Origin of the sequence: Kitasatospora sp. NPDC059088, from assembly GCF_042738155.1 — a bacterium.
GTDB lineage: Bacteria > Actinomycetota > Actinomycetes > Streptomycetales > Streptomycetaceae > Kitasatospora.
This window is the reverse complement of sequence record NZ_JBHYGR010000076.1, coordinates 1-19,706: the sequence shown is the minus strand read 5'-3', so window position 1 is coordinate 19,706 and position 19,706 is coordinate 1. Positions and strand designations below refer to the sequence as shown.

Sequence of the window (19,706 nt, the reverse complement as noted above, 5' to 3'; positions counted from 1 at the left end):
CCGCCGGGCGCTTCTGTTCACGGATTCGATCGCATCCACACCATTGAGCGAACTGGTGGTCATTCGATCCTCTCGAACGACGGATCGCACTGATGCTCTCGGCATGACGTTCTTCGACCTCGAACGACCCGAGCACGCCTACATGTTCGCCTTCCTCCAGGCGGACGGACACCTCACCGAACAGTCCCGCAACCGCGGTCGACTCTCCGTGGAACTCGCCACACGGGACGCCCCGATCCTGGAGGAGTTCCAGCGGCTCTGCCCGTACAACAGCACCATCAGCTACCGGACGCGCGCAACGAACTTCAAGGCGGAGCACGCCTCAGTGATGTGGACCGTCTACGCTCGAGAGTTCCGCGAGGAATTGCAGGCGCTCGGCCTGCCAGCGGGGCGGAAGTCCGACATCATTGCGCCGCCGCACATGCCGCTCTCCGAGCGCGACTACCTTCGGGGGCTGATTGACGCCGACGGCTCGACGGGACGGACCTCACAGAATCTCCCCTTCGTCAGCCTCACGACCCAGAGCGACGCCATCGCCACGTTCGTCCATGGCTACCTGGACGGCCTCACCGGCACTCGACGCACATTCCGACGGAACAAGCGGGACGGGATCTTCAACCTCTTCTACTCCAGGGAAGAGGCGGTGGCTATCCTCAGCCACATCTACTACCCCGACTGCATGGCACTACACCGCAAGAAGGCCGCAGCCGCAGAAGCAGCGATGTGGGTCAGACCCTCGGGCGTGAGGCGCATGATCAAGCGCAGCTGGACCAAAGCCGAAGATGACGTCCTCATGGCAGCACCCAGCATCAAGGCAGCAGCAGAACAGCTCGGCCGCACCGAGAAGAGCTGCAATATCCGCCGATGGCGCCTCAATGGCTGCCAGTCACGAAGGATAGCTTCGTAGATGAGGCGCCCGGGAACGGTTCCGGGCGCCTCAACATTTGGTCAGCCCTTCACGCAGACCACCTGCTTGAGGTGGGCGACCACCTCGACCAGGTCCTTCTGCTGCTCGATGACCTTCTCGATGGACTTGTAGGCGCCCGGGATCTCGTCCACCACGCCGCTATCCTTGCGGCACTCCACACCCTTGGTCTGCTCAGCCAGGTCGCGCGTGGTGAACCGCTTCTTCGCGGCGGTGCGGCTCATCTTGCGGCCGGCGCCGTGCGAGGCGGAGTTGAACGACGCAGCGTTGCCCAGGCCGCGGACGATGTAGGAGCCCGTCCCCATCGAGCCCGGGATGATCCCGAGGTCGCCGGAGCCGGCCCTGATCGCACCCTTGCGGGTCACCAGCAGGTCGACGCCGTCGTAGCGCTCCTCCGAGACGTAGTTGTGGTGGCAGCTGATCACCTCCTCGAAGGTGACCTGCGCCTTGGCGAACTCGCCCCGGACAACGTCCTGGAAGAGCGCCATCATCAGGGCACGGTTGTGCTTCGCGTACTCCTGCGCCCAGAAGAGGTCCTGGCGGTAGTCGGCCATCTCTGGGGTCTTCGCGAGGAAGACCGCCAGATCGCGGTCGACCAGCCCCTGGTTGTGCGACAGAGAGCGGGCGACGGTCATGTGGTGCTCCGCCAGCTCCTTGCCGATGTTGCGCGACCCGGAGTGCAGCATCAGCCACACCGAATCGGACATATCTACACAAACCTCCGCAAAATGATTCCCCGAGCCGAGCGTTCCCATCTGCTGCATCGCCCGCTCGCGGCGCCACTTGACGTCCTCCGCGATGTCGTCGAAGCGGTGCCAGAAGTCGTCCCAGCCCTCCGTGCGGAAACCGTGCAGCGTGGTCGGGTCGACCGGGTCGGTGTGGAGGCCGCGGCCGACCGGGATGGCCTGCTCGATCTTGGAGCGCAGGGCGGAGAGGTCGTCCGGGAGGTCCTTGGCGGTGAGGGAGGTCTTCACCGCGCTCATCCCGCAGCCGATGTCGACGCCGACCGCCGCCGGGCAGACCGCGTCCTTCATGGCGATGACGGAGCCGACCGTCGCGCCCTTGCCCAGGTGGACGTCCGGCATCACGGCCAGGCCGTGCAGCCAGGGCAGGGAGCTGATGTTGCGCAGCTGCTGGAGGGCCGCGCCCTCGACCGTCGCCGGGTCGGTCCACATCCGGATCGGGACGCGGATGCCGGGAACTTCGGTGTACGACATGGGTGAACGACCTCCAGAGGTCGGGTAGTTCGGGGAAGGAATTGCCGCGCGAAAGAGAATCCCGGTGCGGCTCGGGGAAGTTCGGGGACGGGTGCGCTCAGGCAGCCGTGGCGAGGCATGGGAGATACGGCCTCGGGGAGCGTCGTCGTATGGCTTGCTCGACCCGCATGGTGACCGCCTCCCTTCGCTGCTCGCAGTTCGCACGTGGTGTGCGTCGGGGAACATCTATCCACGGAACGGGCCGGACCCGCAACGGATTTACGGACGCGTCCGGAACGCGTCCGGCCCGGCGGAGCGAAAGCGCTCCACCGGGCCGGAGGGGACGTCGGAGGGCGTCAGCCGACGACGGTGACCTCGCCGATCCCGAGCGCCCGCACGTCCGCCTCGATGGCGGCGGCGTCGCCGACCAGGACGGTGATCAGGCGGTCCGGCGGGAAGGCCGCGACCACGGCCTCGGTGGCCGCCGCGGTGGGCAGTTCGGCCAGCTGCCGGTAGACCTCGGCCTGGTAGTCGTCGGCGAGGTACTGCTCGACCTGGTCGGCCAGGGTGCCGGCGACCGAGCCCGCGGTCTCGTACTTGAGCGGCGCGACGCCGACCAGGAACTGCACGGCCTCGTCGCGCTCGGCGTCGGTGAGGCCCTCGGCGGCGAGGGTGCGCAGGATGGTCCAGGTGTCGGCGAGCGCGGGGGCGGTGGAGGCGGTGTCCACCGAGCCGCTGATGGCGAGCAGCGAGCGCCCGCTGCCGTCGGCGGCGGAGCGCAGCGGCTGGGCGAAGGCCCGGACGCCGTAGGTGTAGCCCTTCTCCTCGCGCAGGACGCGGTCGAGGCGGGAGGTGAGGGTGCCGCCGAGGCAGTAGGTGCCGAGGATCTGGGCGGCCCAGACCGGGTCGTGGCGGTCGGGGCCGATCCGGCCGATCAGCAGCTGGGTCTGGACGGAGCCGGGGCGGTCGACGATGAGGACGCGGCCGTGGTCGTCGCCGGTGACCGGGGCGTGGGCGGAGGGTTCCGCGGTGGTGCCGGTCCAGGTGCCGAGGGTGCTCTCCAGCAGGGCGGGGAGGTCGACGCCGGTGAGGTCGCCGACCACCACGACGGTGGTGGTGGCGGGGCGCACGTGGGCGTCGTAGAAGGCCTTGACGGCGGCGCGGTCGATCGACTTGACGGTGTCGGCGGTGCCGCTGCGGGGCCGGGAGAGGCGGTCCGCGGCCTCGAAGAGCTCGGCGTAGAGGGCCTTGGCGGCGCGCCGGGCGGGGTTGGCCTGCTCGTGCACGATCTCGTCGAGGCGGTTGGCGACGAGGCGCTCGATCTCCTCGGCCGGGAGGGCGGGGGCGCGCAGGGCGTCGGCGAGCAGGGTGAGGCCGCGCTGGAGCCGGGAGGCGGGGACTTCGAGGGCGACCCGGATGCAGGGGTGGTCGGCGTGGGCGTCGAGGGTGGCCCCGGCGCGCTCGAGTTCGCCGGCGAACTCCTCGGCGGTGAGGGTGTCGGTGCCCTCGTTGAGGGCGCGGGCGAGGATGGCGGCGACGCCGTCGAGGCCCTCGGGCTCGGCGGCGAGCGGGGCGTCGAGGAGGACCTCGACGGCGACCAGCTGCTGGCCGGGCCGGTGGCAGTGCAGCACGGTGATGCCGTTGCCGAGGGCGGCCCGCTCGGGGGCGGGGAAGGCCCAGGGGCCGGGGGTGCCGGGCTGGGGCTGGGGGTGGGAGGTCATCGCGGGGACGTAGTCGGTGCTCATACGGCGGCACCCTCCTCTTCGGAAGCGGCGTCGGAAGCGTCGTCGGCGGCGGTCGCGGTCGGCTCGTAGACGAGGACGGCCCGGTTGTCGGGGTGGAGCCGGGCCTTGGCGACGGCCTGGACCTCCTCGGCGGTGACGTCGAGGACCTTGGGGAGGGCGTCGTTCAGCAGCTTGGGGTCGCCGAACAGGACGGCGTAGCGGCAGAGTTCGTCGGCGCGGCCGGCGACGGTGGTGAGCCGGTCGAGCCACTCGCGCTCGATCTGGGCCTGGGCGCGCTCGAGTTCCTCGGGGGTGGGGCCCTCGGCGGCGAAGCGGGCGAGCTCCTCGTCGACGGCGGCGTCGATCTGGGCGATGGTGGCGTCGCCGGAGGTCTTGACGTCGAGCCAGCCGAGGCTGGGGGCGCCGGCGAGGCGCAGCAGGCCGAAGCCGGCGGCGACGGCGGTGCGGTCGCGGCGGACGAGCCGGTTGTAGAGGCGGCTGGACTCGCCGCTGCCGAGGATGGTGAGCGCGAGGTCGGCGGCGTCGGCCTCGCGGGTGCCGTCGTGGGGCAGGCGGTAGGCGGCCATCAGGGCGCGGGAGGGGACGTCCTCGGCGAGTTCCTGGCGCAGTTCGCGGCCGATGGTGTCGGGGAGTTCGCCGGAGCGCGGGGGCTGCTTGCCGTCGTGCGCGGGGATGGAGCCGAAGTACTTCTCGACCCAGGCGATGGTCTGCTCGGGGTCGATGTCGCCGACCACGGAGAGCACCGCGTTGTTGGGCGCGTAGTAGGTGCGGAAGAACGCGCGGGCGTCCTCCAGGGTGGCGGCGTCGAGGTCGGCCATGGAGCCGATCGGGGTGTGGTGGTACGGGTGGCCGTCGGGGTACGAGAGCGCGGTGAGCTTCTCGAAGGCGGTGCCGTACGGGACGTTGTCGTAGCGCTGGCGGCGTTCGTTCTTGACGACGGCGCGCTGGTTCTCCATGGACGTCTCGTCGAGGGCGGCGAGCAGCGAGCCCATGCGGTCGGCCTCCAGCCAGAGGGCGAGCTCCAGCTGGTGGGCGGGCATGGTCTCGTAGTAGTTGGTGCGTTCGAAGCTGGTGGTGCCGTTGAGCGAGCCGCCGGCGCCCTGGACGAGCTCGAAGTGCCCGTTGTTGGTGACGTTGGCGGAGCCCTGGAACATCAGGTGCTCGAAGAGGTGGGCGAGGCCGGTGCGGCCCTTGACCTCGTGGCGGGAGCCGACGTCGTACCAGAGGCAGACCGCGGCGACCGGGGTGAGTCGGTCCTCGGAGAGGACGACGCGCAGGCCGTTGGCCAGGCGGTGCTCGGTGATGGCGATGCCTCGGCTGGAGGCGGGGGCCGGGTTGGCCATGCGCTCGGGTCCTTCCCGTCGTCGATGTCGGGGTTCGTGTGGCGTCCCCCATTGTGGTGCAACGCGCGGGAGGCGTGTTTGTGTCCGCGCGGATGCGGCGTTCGCCAGGGGCGGAAGAGGGCCGCTGACCGGGAGTGTCGGCGCGAGGGTCCACAATGGGGGCGCCGTGCCCTGTCGGTCGCGCCCGGTTGACGGGTCGCGGCGGTAGGACGGTGAATCAGGGAGCCGGGGCGGCGAAGCCCGTCCGGTGCCCGGACCGGACGCCCGGCGTCCGGCCGACGACACAGCCAGCGACACGTAAGGGAGCCCCGCCGCGATGGCCCGCCGCAGTTCGCAGACCCCGCCGCCCGGAGACTTCGAGGAGCGGATCCTCGACGTCGACGTCGTGGACGAGATGCAGGGCTCCTTCCTGGAGTACGCCTACTCGGTGATCTACTCGCGTGCGCTGCCCGACGCGCGGGACGGTCTCAAGCCGGTGCACCGCCGGATCCTGTACCAGGCCAACGAGATGGGCCTGCGTCCGGACCGGGCGCACGTGAAGTGCGCGCGCGTGGTGGGCGAGGTGATGGGCCGGCTGCACCCGCACGGCGACCAGTCGATCTACGACTCGGTGGTGCGCATGGCGCAGCCGTTCTCGATGCGGCTGCCGCTGATCGACGGGCACGGCAACTTCGGTTCGCTGGGCAACGACGACCCGCCGGCGGCGATGCGGTACACCGAGTCGCGGCTGACGGCGGCCTCGATGGCGATGGTGGAGTCGATCCACGAGGACACCGTCGACTTCGGGCCGAACTACGACGGCAGCGAGCAGGAGCCGCTGGCGTTGCCGGCCGCGTTCCCGAACCTGCTGGTGAACGGCGCGACGGGCATCGCGGTGGGCATGGCGACGAACATGCCGCCGCACAACCTGTCCGAGGTGGTGGCCGCGGCCCGGCACCTGATCAAGCACCCGAGCGCGGACCTGGACACGCTGATGCGGTTCGTGCCCGGTCCGGACCTGCCGACGGGCGGGCGGGTCGTGGGCCTGTCGGGCATCCGGGACGCGTACGAGTCGGGCCGCGGCACCTTCAAGATCCGGGCCACCACGACGATCGAGAACGTCACGGCGCGCCGCAAGGGCATCGTGGTGACCGAGCTGCCGTACAACGTCGGCCCGGAGAAGGTCATCGCGAAGATCAAGGACCTGGTCAACGCGAAGAAGCTGCAGGGCATCGCGGACGTCAAGGACCTGACCGACCGCGAGCACGGGCTGCGGCTGGTGATCGAGGTGAAGAACGGCTTCGTGCCGGAGGCGCTGCTGGAGCAGCTCTACAAGCTGACGCCGTTGGAGGAGACCTTCGGCATCAACAACGTGGCGCTGGTGGACGGGCAGCCGCTGACGCTGGGCCTCAAGGAGCTGCTGGAGGTCTACGTCGACCACCGCTTCACGGTGGTGCGCCGGCGCAGCGACTTCCGCCGCCGCAAGCGGCAGGAGCGGCTGCACCTGGTCGAGGGCCTGCTGGTGGCCCTGGTGGACATCGACGAGGTCATCTCGATCATCCGGTCGAGTGACAACGCCCAGCAGGCGAAGGAGCGCCTGATGGAGCGCTTCTCGCTGTCGGAGACGCAGACCGGCTACATCCTGGACACGCCGCTGCGCCGGTTGACCCGGTTCGACCGGGTGGAGCTGGAGCAGGAGAAGGAGAAGCTGAACGCGGAGATCGCGGAGCTGACCGAGATCCTGGAGTCGGACACCAGGCTGCGCAGCGTGGTGTCGTCCGAACTGGGCGCGGTGTCCAAGCAGTTCGGGACGGAGCGGCGCACGGTGCTGCTGGAGGCGGGGGCGGCTCCGGCCGCGGCGCTGACGGTGCCGCTGGAGGTGGCGGACGATCCGTGCCGGGTGCTGCTGTCCTCGACGGGGCTGCTGGCGCGGACGGCGGACGGTGAGCCGTTCGAGCTGTCGGAGAAGCGGGCGAAGCACGACGTGATCGTGTCGGCGGTGCCGGCCACGGCGCGGGCGGACGTGGGTGTGGTGACGTCCGCGGGCCGGGTGCTGCGGCTGCCGGTGATCGACCTGCCGGCGCTGCCGCCGATGCCCTCGCCGACGCTGGCGGGCGGGGCCGCGGTGGAGGAGTTCCTGCGGCTGGAGGCCGGGGAGCGGGTGCTGGCGCTGACCACGCTGGACGAGTCCTCGCCGGGGCTGGCGCTGGGCACGGTGCAGGGTGTGGTGAAGCGGGTGGTGCCGGAGTGGCCGGCGAACAAGGACGAGTTCGAGGTGATCGGCCTCAAGGACGGCGACGAGCTGGTGGGCGCGGTCGAACTGCGCACCGGCGAGGAGGACTTGGTCTTCATCACCTCGGACGCCCAGCTGCTGCGCTACCCGGCGGGTCAGGTCCGTCCGCAGGGCCGTCCGGCGGGTGGCATGGCGGGCGTCAAGCTGTCGGACGGCGCCCGGGTGCTGTCGTTCACGGCGGTGGACCCGGCCGTGGACGCGGTGGTGGTCTCGGTGGCGGGCGCCTCGGGCACGCTGTCGGGTGACGAGCAGTCGTCCTGGAAGGTCACCCCGTTCGAGCAGTACCCGCGCAAGGGCCGGGCGACCGGCGGTGTGCGCTGCCAGCGCTTCCTGCGCGGCGAGGACGGCCTGGCGTTCGCCTGGGCGGGTGCCGCCCCGGCCCGGGCCGCCGGTGCCAAGGGCGTGCCGGTCGACCTGCCGGAGCGCGACCCGCGCCGGGACGGTTCGGGTACGCCGGTGACGGCGCCGATCGCGGTGGTGGCCGGCCCGGCGTGACGGCTCGCCCGTGCTGACGGGGTCGGAGGGCGGGGTGCCTGCGGGTGCCCCGCCCTCCGGCGCGTCCGGGGCCGGTCGCGGCCGCTCCTGGCCTGGTCGCGGGCGTTGCGCGGCCCCCGGGCCGGGCCGGACCGCCGGGGGTAGCCTTGCCCGGGTGAGCACCTGTGCGACCCTCTCGCGTGAACTTTCGGAGCCGTTGACCGCGACGGCGGCGGTGGCGACCACCTGGCTGCTGCTGGAGCAGAACGGCCCCTGGGGCGCGAAGGCTCTGGGCGAGAGCCACCTGGACGGGGCGGTCGGGCGCGCGCTGGAGGCCGCCGCGGCGGGTACCGGCGTACGGGTCGCCCTGATCCGGCGCCCCGGGCGGCACGCGGACTGCCTGCCGACGGCGCGGCACGAGGTGGTCGTGGCGCACGCGGTGCCGGGCCGCGGCTGGGTCCGCCGGGCGCAGGTGGCGGATCCGGCGGAGCTGCTGGGGCTGGACTTCGCGGCGCTGGGCGCCGGTGACCACACGGGCTTCGGGGCGGAGCACGTCGGCGGCCCGCTGGCGCTGGTGTGCACCAACGGCCGCCGGGACCGCTGCTGCGCGCTGCTGGGCCGTCCGCTGGCCGCGGAGCTGGCGGCGGCCGGGCACAGCGAGGTGTGGGAGGTCACCCACCTGGGCGGGCACCGCTTCTCCCCCACGATGCTGGTGCTGCCGTACGGCTACGCGTACGGGCGGCTGACGCCGGAGAGCGCCAAGGAGGTGCTGGCGGCGACGGCGGCCGGGCACATGGTGCCGGAGTGGTCGCGGGGCTGCTCGGGCTGGGAGCGGCCGGGCCAGGCGGCCGAGCACGCGGTGCGGCTGGCGATCGGCGAGACCGGGGTGGACGCGCTGACCCTGGCGCAGCGGGTGGACGGCCCGGGCCGCTGGCTGGTGGCGGTGATCCACCGGGACGGGCGGGCCTGGGAGGTGGACGTGATCGAGTCGGTGAGCGAGCCGGCGCGTCCGGAGAGCTGCGGCAAGGCGGCGGGGACGCCGTCGCGGATGGACGTGCTCTCCGTGCGGGGGATCTGAGCCGGGGATCTGAGCCGGGAACCGAGCGGGGGAAGTGAGCGAGCGGGGGACCTGAGCCGGGGAACAGAGCGGGGGGTCCGAGCACCACGGCGGCCCCGCGCCCGTGGGGGTGGGCGCGGGACCGCGAGGGCCGGGCGTCAGCCGGCGGCCTTGCCGACGAACTCCGTGGTGTACGTCCTGGCCAGGTCGATCGTCCCTTCCTTGCCCTTGACGTCCGGGTGGAAGGCGGCGAGCACCGCGAGCACGGTCCTGGGCCCGTCGGCGGGCATCACCCCGTCGGTGGTGAACATCGGCAGGGTGGACTTGATGGCAGCCGCGTACTGCTCGGCGCCGCCCTGCGCGTAGTCGGCGGGCATCTTCGCGGCGATCTCCTCGGGGCTGTGGGTGGACATCCACTTGAGGGTCTTGACGAAGGCGTTGGTGAGCTTCTGGGTGGTGTCCTTGTTCTTCTCGACCCACTCGGTGTTCATGTACAGCGAGGAGGACGGGTAGAGCCCGCCGAGCGCCTGGCGCGAGCCCTCGGGGGTGCGCATGTCGTAGAGGATCTTGCCGAGGCCCTTGTCGAGGACGGTGGCGACGGTCGGGTCGGTGGTCATCCCGGCGTCGATGCTGCCCTGCTGGAGGGCGGCGATGAAGGTCTGCCCGGCGCCGACCGCGATCGGGCTGAAGTCGCTGACGGAGGCGCCGTTCTTGACCGCGAGGTACTTGGTGAGGAAGTCGGTGGAGGAGCCGATGCTGGTGACGCCGAGCTTCTTGCCCTTGAAGTCGGCGCCGGACCTGATGGCGTCGGCCTGCTTGGCGGAGACCAGTTCGACCTCACCGGGGGCCTGGGCGAACTGGACCACGGACTCGACGTGCTTGCCCTTGGCCTGGAGGTCGATGGTGTGGTCGTAGAAGCCGACGGCGCCTTGGACGTCGCCGGCCAGCAGCGCGGTGGTGGCGTTGACGCCGGCCGGTTCGGTGAGCAGTTCGACGTTGACGCCGGCCTCGGCGAAGTAGCCGAGCCGCTGGGTGAGCATCGCGGGCAGGTAGATGACCTTGTCCAGGCCACCGACCATGATCTTGACCTTGGGTCCGTCGACCTGCTGCCCGGCCGGGGCCGCGCCGTGGGACGAGGTGGCGGCGTCGTTGGCGCAGGCGGAGAGCGGGACGAGCAGGGCGGCGGCGAGGACGGCAGTGAGAGCTCTGCGCATCGTGGGGGAACCTCTCGGTGCGTACGGGTGGGGGGAGTTCAGCGGCCGTCGCCCGCGTCGGCGGGCTTCCAGCGGAAGAGTCTCTTCTCGGCGAAGGTCAGCAGCCCCTCGGTGAGCAGCGCGACGACGGCGAGGATGGTCATGGCGGCGTACACCCCGGCCGCGTTGAAGGTGCCCTGGGCGGCGGCGACCAGCAGGCCGAGGCCCTTGGTGGCGCCGATGTACTCGCCGACGATCGCGCCGATCAGCGCGAAGCCGAAGCTGACGTGGAGGCTGGTGAAAATCCAGGTGGTGGCGGCGGGGATGACCACCTGGAGGGTGACCTTGCGGTTGTCGGCGCCCAGGATGCGGGCGTTGGCGACCAGGTTGCGGTCGACCTCGCGGGCGCCCTGGAAGGCGTTGAAGAACACCGGGAAGAACACCAGGACCACCGCGGAGGCGACCTTGGAGGCCGGGCCGAGGCCGAACCAGATCAGGAAGATCGGGGCGAGCACGATCCGCGGGATGGCGTTGAGGACCTTGATGTACGGCCCGAACACGTCGGCCAGGAAGCGGACCCGGCCGAGCGCGATGCCCAGCAGCACACCGCCGACCACGCCGATCACCCAGCCGGTGAGGGCCTCGTACAGGGTGTAGCCGATCTGCTCGCCGAGCGAGCCCTGGGCGGTGCCGTGGGTGGTCCACTGCCAGATCTGGTCCCAGATCCTGGACGGCTGGGAGAAGTTGAACGGGTCGATGACCTCGGTGCGGGCGCACACCTCCCACAGGCCGAGGAAGGCGACCAGCACCCCGAGCCGGGCCGCGTAGACGGTCAACTTCCGGTTGCGGGCGGCCCGTTCGCGGGCCTCGGTTCTGGTCGTGGCGGCCGGGGGCTTCCCGGCGGCGGTCGACGCGGTCTCGGACGCGGTCTCAAGCGGCACGACCCGCTCCTCTCTCCCGGGTGATGCGCACCTCTTCGCCGAGCGAGGCCCAGATCTCGCGGTACAGCTCGACGAACCTCGGTTCCAGCCGGACGGCCTCCACGGTGCGCGGTCGTGGCAGGTCGACGGTGAAGACCTCCTTGACGGTGGCCGGTCCGGCCGTCATCACGACGACCCGGTCGGCGAGCGCGATGGCCTCGTCCAGGTCGTGGGTGACGAAGACGACCGACGAGCCGGTGCCGGCCCACAGCTCCAGCAGCTGGTCGGACATCAGGGCGCGGGTCTGCACGTCCAGCGCCGAGAACGGCTCGTCCATCAGCAGGATGGTCGGGTCGTTGACGAAGGTCTGGGCGAGTGCGACGCGCTTGCGCATGCCGCCGGACAGCTGGTGCGGGTAGCGGTCCTCGAAGGCGGCCAGGCCCACCCGGCCCAGCCAGTCCCGGGCCCGCTCCTTCGCCTCGGCGGCGGGCACGCCGCGGAAGCGCGGCCCGGCCATCACGTTGGACAGCACGGTGCGCCAGGGGAAGACGGCGTCCTGCTGGAAGACGAACCCGACCTTGGGGTCGATCCCGCGCACGGGCTCGCCGTACACCCGGACCTCGCCCTCGGTGGGCTCCTCCAGGCCGCTGACCAGGGTCAGCGTGGTGGACTTGCCGCAGCCGGTGGGGCCGACGACGGCGACGAACTCGCCCTGGGCGACGGTCAGATCGAGATCGCGGACGGCGGTGTGCAGCGCACCGGAGGGGGTGCGGAAGCGTTTCGTCGCGCCGGTCAGCTCGATCGCCGGGGTATCGGTCATTCATTCCTCCCGGATCAGTGCTTGCCCCGGAAAGGTAGGAGCGGGCCCGGCCCCGACGGGAGCCATCTGCGCGTAGTGCGACTTCTCCGCATTGAGGGGTGTTCTGCTCCTTTTGCTTCCGCTACAACTGCGGGGACGCGGGCTGACAGAAACACGTCGGAAACATAGGGTGTCCCGACCCCACCCCTGGCGGCCCCGTCCCTCAGGACCCCGCCCCTCGGGACCCCGCCCCTCGGGACCCCGCCCAGCAGGCCCCCACCTGGTGGGTCCCCGCCGCACCCAGCCGCCGAGAGGAGGCCCGGATGAAGCTCCCCCACTGGCCCCGCCGGGTCTTCGCCCAGCTCCTGCTGAGCCAGACCGTCGTCACCGTCGGCGTCACCGCCCTGACCGCCGGGCTGTTCCTGGCCCCGGTCAGCAGCGAACTGGACCACGACGCCATGCAGCGGGCGCTGTCCATCGCCCAGGCCACCGCCACCGACGAGACCCTCGCCCGGGCCGCCGACGCCCGCGACGTCGTCACCGCGCAGCGCAACGCCGAGCAGATCCGGCTCGCCACCGGCGCCAGCTTCGTCGTGGTCACCGACCTGGACGGCATCCGCCTCTCGCACACCGACCCGGGCCGGATCGGCCAGCGGGTCAGCACCGACCCCGAGCCGGCACTGGCCGGCCGCAGCGTCACCGCGATCCAGCAGGGCACCCTGGGCCGCACCGCCCGCGGCAAGGTGCCGCTGCGGACGACGGACGGCCGGATCGTCGGCGAGGTGTCGGTCGGCATCAGCGACGACTCGATCCGCCGCCGGCTGCTGAAGATGCTCACCGGCATCCTGCTGTGCGCCGCCGCCGGCCTGACCGCCGGCACCGTCGCCACCCTGGTGCTGGCCCGCCGGCTCAAGCGCCGCACCCACAACATCGCGCTGGCCGACATCTCGGCCCTGCTGGTCGAGCGCGAGGCCATGCTGCACGGCATCCGCGAGGGCCTGGTCGCGCTGGACGAACGGGGCCGGATCCGGCTGGCCAACGACGAGGCCCTGCGGCTGCTCGACCTGCCCGGGGAGTGCACCGGCCGCCCGATCGCCGCGGTGCTGCCGCCGGGCCGGCTGGCCGACGTGCTGACCGGGCGGATCACCGGCACCGACCTGCCGGCCGTCCGGGACGACCGGGTGCTGGTGGTGAACCGGACGGCCACTGCCGAGGGCGCCGTGGTGACGCTGCGCGACCGCACCGAGCTGGAGTCGCTGGTCCGCGAGCTGGACACCACCCGCAGCCTCACCGAGGCGCTGCGCGCCCAGGACCACGAGCACGCCAACCGGATGCACACCCTGCTCGGCCTGCTCGAACTCGGCCGCCACGAGCAGGCGGTGGCCTTCATCTCGGAGCAGTCCGGCTCGCACGCCGTGGTCGCCGCGCGGATCGCCGAACAGGTGCAGGACCCGCACGTGGCGGCGCTGCTGGCGGGCAAGACGGCGGTGGCCGACGAGCGCGGGGTGCGGTTGGTTCTCGCCCCGGCGGCGCACCTGCCGGACGCGGTGGTGGACGCCCGGGCACTGGTGACGGTGCTCGGCAACCTGATCGACAACGCGGTGGACGCCCTGGTGCCCGGCGGCAGCGGGCGGACGGGCCCGGGCGGGCGGCTGGAGGTGACCCTGGCGGCGGCCGGCTCCACCCTGCTGCTGCAGGTCGCGGACAGCGGCCCGGGCGTGCCGGAGGAGCTGCGCGAGCAGGTCTTCGAGGAGGGGTGGACCAGCAAGGACGCGCCCGCGCACCGTCCGCGCGGGCTGGGCCTGGCGATGGTGCGGCGGCTGGTCGAACGGACCGGCGGCCGGATCGTGCTCGACACCGGCCCGCTCGGCGGCGCCCGGTTCACCGTCGAGCTGCCCGAGGCCCTGCTCACCACTCAGCTCGTGGAGGCGTGATGATCGACGTACTCGTGGTGGACGACGACTTCCGGGTCGCGGACGTGCACGCCGCCTACGTGGCCAAGGTGCCGGGCTTCCGGGTCACCGGCACCGCCCACTCGGCCGGAGAGGCGCTGGCCGCGCTGGAGCGCCGCCCGGTGGACCTCCTGCTGCTCGACCACCACCTGCCGGACGAGACCGGCCTGGCGCTGGTCCGCCGGCTGCGGGAACGCCAGGTGACCTGCGACGTGATGATGGTGACCGCCGCCCGGGACGTCTCCACCGTGCACGCCGCGATGCAGCACGGCGCCCTGCAGTACCTGGTCAAGCCGTTCACCTTCGCCGGGCTGCGGGACAAGCTGGTCTCCTACGCCCAGCTGCGGCACGCCTTGGCCGCCCCGGCCCGGGAGGCCGGCCAGGACGAGGTGGACCGGCTGTTCGCCACCCTGCGCAGCGCCGCCGCGCCCGCCGGGACACTGCCCAAGGGCCACTCGGCGCCCACCACCGACCTGGTGCTGGGCGTGCTGCGCCGGGCGGGCCGGCCGCTGTCCGCCCAGGAGGTCGCCGACGCCACCGGGCTGAGCCGCTCGACCGCCCAGCGCTACCTCAAGCAGCTGGAACGGGACAGCCGGCTGCGGCTGACCCTGCGCTACGGCGACACCGGCCGCCCCGAGCACCGCTACGGGCTGTCCGCCCGGGCGTGACCGGCCCCGGACGCCCGACCCGCCAGGGCACAACCGCCCCCGGACGCCCGACCGGCCCGGGTCACGGCGGCTACGCCGCACCCGCTCCGGTGAGGGCCCGCACCTCCAGCTCGGCGAAGCGGTCCGCGTCGGCCGGTTCGGGAGAGGTGAGCGTCCCGATCCAGCCCGCCAGGAAGCCGAGCGGGATGGAGACGATCCCGGGGTTCTCCAGCGGGAACCAGTGGAAGTCGACGCCGGGGAACAGCGCCACCTTCGAGCCGGAGACCACCGGCGAGAAGAACACCAGCACGATCGCCGGGACGAGCCCGCCGTACACCGACCAGACCGCGCCCCGGGCGGTGAACCGCGACCAGAACAGGCTGTACAGCAGCACCGGCAGGTTCGAGGAGGCGGCTACCGCGAAGGCCAGGCCGACCAGGAAGGCGACGTTCAGCTGCTGGGCGTAGAGGCTGATCACGATCGCCACCGCGCCGATCCCGCCGGCCGCGAACCGGGCCACCACCACCTCCTGCTGCTCGCTCGGCTTCTCCTCGGTGCGCTCCGCGCCGCGCCGGCCCGGCCGGCTCCGCCAGGCGCCGGCCCAGATGTCGTGGGCGAAGGCGGCGGAGGAGGCCAGGGTCAGCCCGGCGACCACGGCGAGGATGGTGGCGAAGGCGATCGCCGAGATCAGCGCGAACAGCACCACCCCGCCGGTGCTGCCGTTGCCGCCGCCGAGCACCAGGGCGAGCAGCGGGACGGCGGTGTTCCCGGCCGCGTTGGCGTGCCGCACCTCGGCGGAGCCGACCAGTGCGGTGGCGCCCAGGCCGAGCGCGATGGCCATCAGGTAGAAGCCGCCGACCAGGCCGATCGCCCACATCGTGGAGCGGCGGGCGGCCCGCGCGGTGGGCACCGTGTAGAAGCGGGACAGGATGTGCGGCAGGCCGGCGGTGCCGAGCACCAGGGCCAGGCCGAGGCTGAAGAAGTCCAGCCGGCTGGTGAAGGTGGCGCCGTACTTGAGCCCGGGTTCGAGGTAGCGCTGACCGGCGCCGCTGTGCCGGGCGGCCTGGCGCATCAGCTCGAACAGGTCGCCGTGGAAGCGGGCCACCAGCAGCACGGTGAGCAGCACCGAACCGGCGATCAGCAGGAACGCCTTGACGATCTGGATCCAGGTGGTGGCCCGCATCCCGCCGATGGTGACGTAGACGATCATCAGCGCGCCGACCGCGATGATCGTCCAGGTCCGGGCCTGGGCGCTGTTGGTGCCGAGCAGCAGGGCGACCAGCGAGCCGGCGCCGACCATCTGGGCGACCAGGTAGAGCAGGGTGACCACGACGCTGGCGCCGCCGGCCGCCGCCCGCACCTTGCGGCGGCGCAGCCGCAGCGCGAGCACGTCGGCGAGGGTGTACCGGCCCGCGTTGCGGACGAGTTCGGCGACCAGCATCAGCACGACCAGCCAGGCGACCAGGAAGCCGATGCTGTACAGCACGCCGTCGTAGCCGTACAGGGCGATCAGCCCGGCGACGCCCAGGAAGGAGGCGGCGGACAGGTAGTCGCCGGAGAGCGCGAAGCCGTTCTGCAGCGGGGTGAAGTCGCGCCCGCCGGTGTAGAAGTCCTCGGCGGCGCTGCCCTGGCGGCCGACCCAGAGGGTGATCCCCAGGGTGACCAGGACGATCACGGCGAACAGCACGATCGCCAGGCCGTGGTGCTGGCCGGCCGGGGCGACGGGGGGCGGGGTGGCGGTGGTCAGCACGCCGGTGGCGGCGGTCACCGCAGCTGGTCCTGGGTGTCCCAGCGCAGGCCCAGGGCGGCGCGGTCGCGCTTGGTCCGGGCGTTGCGGGCGTAGAGCCAGGTGAGCAGGAAGGTGGAGGCGAACTGGAGCAGGCCCAGCACCCAGGCCACGTTGAGCGGGCCGACCACCGGGCTGCGCATCACGCCGGGCGCGGCGGCCTCGGCGGCGACGTACATCAGGTACCAGCCGAGGAAGGCGCCGCTGGTCGGGAAGACGAACGAGCGGTAGCTGCGGCGGATGTCCTGGAAGGCCGCGCTGGCCTGGACGTTCCGGTAGACCTCGGTGCTGTCGGTGGTGCTCACCGCCGCTGCCGGTGCCTGCGGCACCACGGGCGGTACGGCGGGCGAGGCGAGCGGCGGGGCGGCGGCCGGTACCCGCGGCGGTACGGCGGGTGGCGCGACCGGCCGCGCGGCGACGGCCGGGGCGGGCGGCGCGGCCACCGGCTCGGGAGCGGCGGCCGACCGGGCGGCGGCCGGACGGGTGGCAACCGGCTGGCCCGGTACGGCCGTTCGGCGGGGGGTGGCAGTCGGCTCGGACGCAGTGGCGGCGGCCGCCGGAGCGGCCCACCAGTCGAATCGCTGCCCCTGTCCGGGACTGCTGGTCTGCTGCTGTGGCACTGCTGCTCCTGGGCGCGGGCCGGGCGTTCTGACCCCAACCATCATGGAGGCCCCCGGACACCGTCCCTGACCATCGCAGATACGTTCACTCAATGAGGTGATCGATCATCTGACGGACGCTCATCCGACTACTGCTGCGTACCGGTGATTCCGTGCCGGAAGGCGTACGCGACCGCCTGCGCCCGGTCCCGCACCGCCGTCTTGGCGAACAGGTTGTTGATGTGCGTCTTGACCGTCGCCTGGCTGACGAACAGCCGCTGGGCGATCTCCGCGTTGGAGAGCCCCTCGGCGATCAGCGCGAGCACCTCGGCCTCGCGCAGCGTCAACCCGTCCGGCAGCTGACCGCCCCTCCCGCCCGGCGGCACGCCTGGCGGCACGCCCGGCGCGGCCGGTGCGGTCGGCGCGGTCGGTAGGGTCGGCCCGCTCTTCGCCGGCCCCTCCGAAAGCCGCTCCAGCAAGCGGAGTTGGACCTGCGGGGAGAGTCCGGCCGCACCCGAGCGGACGTCCGCGATGGCCTTGGCGATCTCCTCACCGCCGGCGTCCTTGGTGAGGTAGCCGCGCGCCCCGGCCTGCAACGCCGGGAACAGCGACTCGTCGTCGGCGTAGGTGGTGAGCACCACGACCTCGGTCCCCGGGTGGGCGGCCCGGATCCGCCGGGTCGCCTCGACGCCGTCCACCCGCGGCATCCGCAGGTCCATCAGCACCACGTCCGGGTGGTGCCGCTCCACCAGGGTGACGGCCTCCTCCCCGTCCGCCGCCGCGCCGACCACCTCGATGCCGGGCAGCAGGCCCAGCAGCATCACGATGCCCTCGCGCACCACCGTCTGGTCGTCCGCCACCAGCACCCTGATGACCCCGCCGTTCATGCCGGCACCCGCAGCAACACCCGCCACCCTCCGTCCTCCGGGCCCGCCAGCAGGGTGCCGCCGAGCAGTTCCGCGCGTTCGCGCATCCCCAGCAGACCGTACCCGCTGCCGCTCCCGGCCAGGTCGCCGGAGGACGGCTCGCCCGTCGACTGGCCGCGCGGCGCCCGGGTGTTGCGCACCTCCAGCTCCACCGCGTCGTCCAGGTAGCGCAGTTCGACCGAGCAGCGGGCGCCCGGCGCGTGCTTGCGGACGTTGGTCACCGCCTCCTGCGCCGTGCGCCGCACCGCCAGCCCGGCCTCGGCGGCCAGCGGCCGGGGCGTACCGGTCACGGTGAGCGGAGCCCGCTCGCGCTCGGTCAGCTCCACCAGGAACTCCCCGACCGGGGTGAACTCCCCGCGCAGCGCGGACAGCGCCTGCCGCGTCTCGACCAGCCCGTCCTGGGCCATCCGCCGTGCGGCCACGACCCGTTCGCGGACCTGCGCGCGGTCCGTCCTGGCGTCCAGCATCAGCCGGGCCGCCTCCAGGTGGACCAGCTGCGCGGAGAGGCTGTGGGCCAGCACGTCGTGGATCTCCCGGGCGATCCGGGCCCGTTCGGCGAGCGCCGCGCTCTCCGCCTCGGCGGCCCGGACGGCGCGCTCCTGGACCAGCAGCCGACGGGCGGTGCCGCGGGCCTCGATGTCCAGCCTCAGCAGGAAGCCGACCAGCAGCGACCCTCCGACGGTGGCGGCCACGCTGAGCCAACTCGCCGGGGAGGCCGCCGTGTACGAGGCCAGCGCGGCCGCCGCGGTGAGCAGGGCCGGCGCGGGCGGCAGCCGGATCAGGGCCGTGACGGCCAGCCCGATCCAGAGGAAGTCGGCCAGCGTGTAGGCCTGTCCCTGGTTGGCGAGCCAGCCGGCGCCGATCAGCACCGCGGCCAGCAGGTACGAGGGGACGGGGCGCTGTTCCCGGCTGACCCTCAGGTACAGCACGCTGAGGGCGACGGCCGCGACCAGCCCGGCCGCCGCGGCCGCCGCCGCCCAGCCGGCGTACCTGCCGCCGGAGAAGGTCGCCCAGCCGACGACGACCAGCAGGACGGTCCGGCCGAACACGGTGAGGACCCGCCGCGGTCGGCCCTCGGCCTCGCGCTCCAGTCCCTCCCGGGACTGCCAGCGGGTCCAGTACCACCCGGGCAAGGGGGCCTCCTCGGTGCTCACGGCGACGGTTCAGTGCAGGAGGGCGGTCGCCCGTGCGGGCTCCAGCGTCCGGGCCCTCCAGTTGACCACGAGCGAGCGGACCAGCAGCAGGACCGCCATGCCGAGCATCAGCGAGCTGCCCGCCTGGTGGACGCCCAGGGCCGAGCCGGCCACGTACAGGCCGATCCGGACGACGACCATGCCGCCCCAGGCGGCCAGGGTGGCCTTGGTGCCCTTGACCATGACGTTGCCGTCGGCGGCCCGCCAGACCCGGACGGTCCAGCCCCACACCGTCCCCATCGCGAGGGTGGTGACCAGCCCGGCGGCGAGCAGGGCGCCCGACAGCGCGGTGTGCTGGTGGTCGATGATCTGGGGGTCGCGCAGCGCGAGCACGCCCAGGATCAGCGGGAGCAGCCAGAAGCGGCGTTCGGTGTCCAGTCGCTGGACGCGCATCTGGCGTCCGACGACCAGAACCACCACCGCGGCGATCACGAGGAGGTTGGCGAGGGATCCCATCGGATTCTCCGTCCCGGGAGAGGCGTGTTGCTGACCTCTCCGACGCTACGGATCCGGCGCTCCCCGCTGATCGGAGCCGGGGTGGACCCCGGGTGGAACCGACGGCGCGGGGGGGGGGGGGGGCGCGGGGGGGGGGGCGGGGGGGGGGGGGCGCGGGCCCCCCCCCCCGCGGGCGCGCGGGCCGGGGCGGGGGGGGGGGGGGGGTGACGATCTAGACACAGCC

The 19,706-nt window shown here is 72.7% G+C and carries 16 protein-coding genes; 5 read left to right on the top strand and 11 right to left on the bottom strand.

Annotated elements, in window-relative coordinates:
• Positions 1-103: 103 nt before the first annotated feature.
• Positions 104-907 carry an LAGLIDADG family homing endonuclease gene (locus ACFWXO_RS28695; RefSeq protein WP_380527124.1) on the top strand — a complete coding sequence of 268 codons (804 nt, stop codon included), beginning with the start codon at positions 104-106 and terminating at the stop codon, positions 905-907.
• Positions 908-948: 41 nt separating this feature from the next.
• Here ACFWXO_RS28695 and ACFWXO_RS28690 read toward each other — a convergent pair whose 3' ends face one another.
• From ACFWXO_RS28690 to ACFWXO_RS28680, 3 genes are all read right to left on the bottom strand, one after another.
• The gene (locus tag ACFWXO_RS28690; RefSeq protein ID WP_380527122.1) at positions 949-2,142 is read right to left on the bottom strand and encodes an RtcB family protein; all 1,194 of its coding nucleotides are present in this window, start codon (positions 2,140-2,142) and stop codon (positions 949-951) included.
• Positions 2,143-2,477: 335 nt separating this feature from the next.
• Positions 2,478-3,866, bottom strand: a complete 1,389-nt coding sequence (locus ACFWXO_RS28685) for a M16 family metallopeptidase (RefSeq protein WP_380527120.1) — start codon at positions 3,864-3,866, stop codon at positions 2,478-2,480.
• Positions 3,863-5,209 carry a M16 family metallopeptidase gene (locus ACFWXO_RS28680; RefSeq protein ID WP_375889261.1) on the bottom strand — a complete coding sequence of 449 codons (1,347 nt, stop codon included), beginning with the start codon at positions 5,207-5,209 and terminating at the stop codon, positions 3,863-3,865. Before ACFWXO_RS28680 ends, ACFWXO_RS28685 begins: the two co-directional genes overlap by 4 nt.
• A gap of 316 nt (positions 5,210-5,525) precedes the next feature.
• Between ACFWXO_RS28680 and ACFWXO_RS28675 the strand changes: the two genes are divergently transcribed.
• Both ACFWXO_RS28675 and ACFWXO_RS28670 read left to right on the top strand, forming a co-directional pair.
• Positions 5,526-7,976 carry a DNA topoisomerase (ATP-hydrolyzing) subunit A gene (locus ACFWXO_RS28675; RefSeq protein ID WP_380527118.1) on the top strand — a complete coding sequence of 817 codons (2,451 nt, stop codon included), beginning with the start codon at positions 5,526-5,528 and terminating at the stop codon, positions 7,974-7,976.
• A gap of 154 nt (positions 7,977-8,130) precedes the next feature.
• The gene (locus ACFWXO_RS28670) at positions 8,131-9,033 is read left to right on the top strand and encodes a sucrase ferredoxin (protein WP_380527116.1); all 903 of its coding nucleotides are present in this window, start codon (positions 8,131-8,133) and stop codon (positions 9,031-9,033) included.
• Between the two features lie 137 nt (positions 9,034-9,170).
• Here the strand turns inward: ACFWXO_RS28670 and ACFWXO_RS28665 are convergent, their stop codons facing one another.
• The 3 genes from ACFWXO_RS28665 to ACFWXO_RS28655 are packed head-to-tail and all read right to left on the bottom strand — an operon-like array spanning position 9,171 to position 11,945.
• Positions 9,171-10,226 carry an ABC transporter substrate-binding protein gene (locus ACFWXO_RS28665; protein ID WP_380527114.1) on the bottom strand — a complete coding sequence of 352 codons (1,056 nt, stop codon included), beginning with the start codon at positions 10,224-10,226 and terminating at the stop codon, positions 9,171-9,173.
• Positions 10,227-10,264: 38 nt separating this feature from the next.
• Positions 10,265-11,146, bottom strand: a complete 882-nt coding sequence (locus ACFWXO_RS28660) for an ABC transporter permease (protein ID WP_375889270.1) — start codon at positions 11,144-11,146, stop codon at positions 10,265-10,267.
• Positions 11,136-11,945 carry an ABC transporter ATP-binding protein gene (locus ACFWXO_RS28655; RefSeq protein WP_375889273.1) on the bottom strand — a complete coding sequence of 270 codons (810 nt, stop codon included), beginning with the start codon at positions 11,943-11,945 and terminating at the stop codon, positions 11,136-11,138. The genes ACFWXO_RS28660 and ACFWXO_RS28655 overlap by 11 nt, the downstream gene beginning before the upstream one ends.
• Before the next feature lie 302 nt (positions 11,946-12,247).
• Here ACFWXO_RS28655 and ACFWXO_RS28650 point away from each other — a divergent pair, with 302 nt between their 5' ends.
• Together ACFWXO_RS28650 and ACFWXO_RS28645 are read left to right on the top strand one after the other, a co-directional pair.
• Positions 12,248-13,858, top strand: coding sequence for an ATP-binding protein (locus tag ACFWXO_RS28650; protein ID WP_375889276.1), 1,611 nt, complete (start codon positions 12,248-12,250; stop codon positions 13,856-13,858).
• Complete coding sequence (locus ACFWXO_RS28645; RefSeq protein WP_380527112.1) at positions 13,858-14,544, top strand: response regulator; 687 nt, start codon at positions 13,858-13,860, stop codon at positions 14,542-14,544. The genes ACFWXO_RS28650 and ACFWXO_RS28645 overlap by 1 nt, the downstream gene beginning before the upstream one ends.
• Positions 14,545-14,614: 70 nt before the next feature.
• On the opposite strand, the gene ACFWXO_RS28640 is transcribed toward ACFWXO_RS28645, so the two are convergent.
• The 5 genes from ACFWXO_RS28640 to ACFWXO_RS28620 all read right to left on the bottom strand — a co-directional run bounded on the left by ACFWXO_RS28640 (position 14,615) and on the right by ACFWXO_RS28620 (position 19,483).
• Positions 14,615-16,291 (bottom strand): cation acetate symporter, encoded by a 1,677-nt coding sequence (locus ACFWXO_RS28640; protein WP_375889279.1) that lies wholly within the window; start codon positions 16,289-16,291, stop codon positions 14,615-14,617.
• Entirely contained in the window at positions 16,288-16,929 is a 642-nt protein-coding gene (locus ACFWXO_RS28635; RefSeq protein ID WP_380527109.1) for a DUF485 domain-containing protein, read from the bottom strand. The genes ACFWXO_RS28640 and ACFWXO_RS28635 overlap by 4 nt, the downstream gene beginning before the upstream one ends.
• 128 nt (positions 16,930-17,057) lie before the next feature.
• On the bottom strand, positions 17,058-17,795 hold the full coding sequence (locus ACFWXO_RS28630; protein ID WP_380527107.1) for a response regulator: 738 nt from the start codon (positions 17,793-17,795) through the stop codon (positions 17,058-17,060).
• Positions 17,792-18,967 carry a sensor histidine kinase gene (locus ACFWXO_RS28625; protein ID WP_380527106.1) on the bottom strand — a complete coding sequence of 392 codons (1,176 nt, stop codon included), beginning with the start codon at positions 18,965-18,967 and terminating at the stop codon, positions 17,792-17,794. Before ACFWXO_RS28625 ends, ACFWXO_RS28630 begins: the two co-directional genes overlap by 4 nt.
• 30 nt (positions 18,968-18,997) lie before the next feature.
• Positions 18,998-19,483 (bottom strand): DUF1453 domain-containing protein, encoded by a 486-nt coding sequence (locus ACFWXO_RS28620; RefSeq protein WP_380527104.1) that lies wholly within the window; start codon positions 19,481-19,483, stop codon positions 18,998-19,000.
• Positions 19,484-19,706 lie beyond the last annotated feature (223 nt).

What these genes read in the sequence shown, in the direction of transcription:
- ACFWXO_RS28695 (WP_380527124.1), top strand. Translation starts at nt 104, where the DNA reads ATGACGTTCTTCGACCTCGAACGACCCGAGCACGCCTACATGTTCGCC.
- ACFWXO_RS28690 (WP_380527122.1), bottom strand. Translation starts at nt 2,142, where the DNA reads ATGTCGTACACCGAAGTTCCCGGCATCCGCGTCCCGATCCGGATGTGG.
- ACFWXO_RS28685 (WP_380527120.1), bottom strand. Translation starts at nt 3,866, where the DNA reads ATGAGCACCGACTACGTCCCCGCGATGACCTCCCACCCCCAGCCCCAG.
- ACFWXO_RS28680 (WP_375889261.1), bottom strand. Translation starts at nt 5,209, where the DNA reads ATGGCCAACCCGGCCCCCGCCTCCAGCCGAGGCATCGCCATCACCGAG.
- ACFWXO_RS28675 (WP_380527118.1), top strand. Translation starts at nt 5,526, where the DNA reads ATGGCCCGCCGCAGTTCGCAGACCCCGCCGCCCGGAGACTTCGAGGAG.
- ACFWXO_RS28665 (WP_380527114.1), bottom strand. Translation starts at nt 10,226, where the DNA reads ATGCGCAGAGCTCTCACTGCCGTCCTCGCCGCCGCCCTGCTCGTCCCG.
- ACFWXO_RS28655 (WP_375889273.1), bottom strand. Translation starts at nt 11,945, where the DNA reads ATGACCGATACCCCGGCGATCGAGCTGACCGGCGCGACGAAACGCTTC.
- ACFWXO_RS28650 (WP_375889276.1), top strand. Translation starts at nt 12,248, where the DNA reads ATGAAGCTCCCCCACTGGCCCCGCCGGGTCTTCGCCCAGCTCCTGCTG.
- ACFWXO_RS28645 (WP_380527112.1), top strand. Translation starts at nt 13,858, where the DNA reads ATGATCGACGTACTCGTGGTGGACGACGACTTCCGGGTCGCGGACGTG.
- ACFWXO_RS28630 (WP_380527107.1), bottom strand. Translation starts at nt 17,795, where the DNA reads ATGAACGGCGGGGTCATCAGGGTGCTGGTGGCGGACGACCAGACGGTG.
- ACFWXO_RS28620 (WP_380527104.1), bottom strand. Translation starts at nt 19,483, where the DNA reads ATGGGATCCCTCGCCAACCTCCTCGTGATCGCCGCGGTGGTGGTTCTG.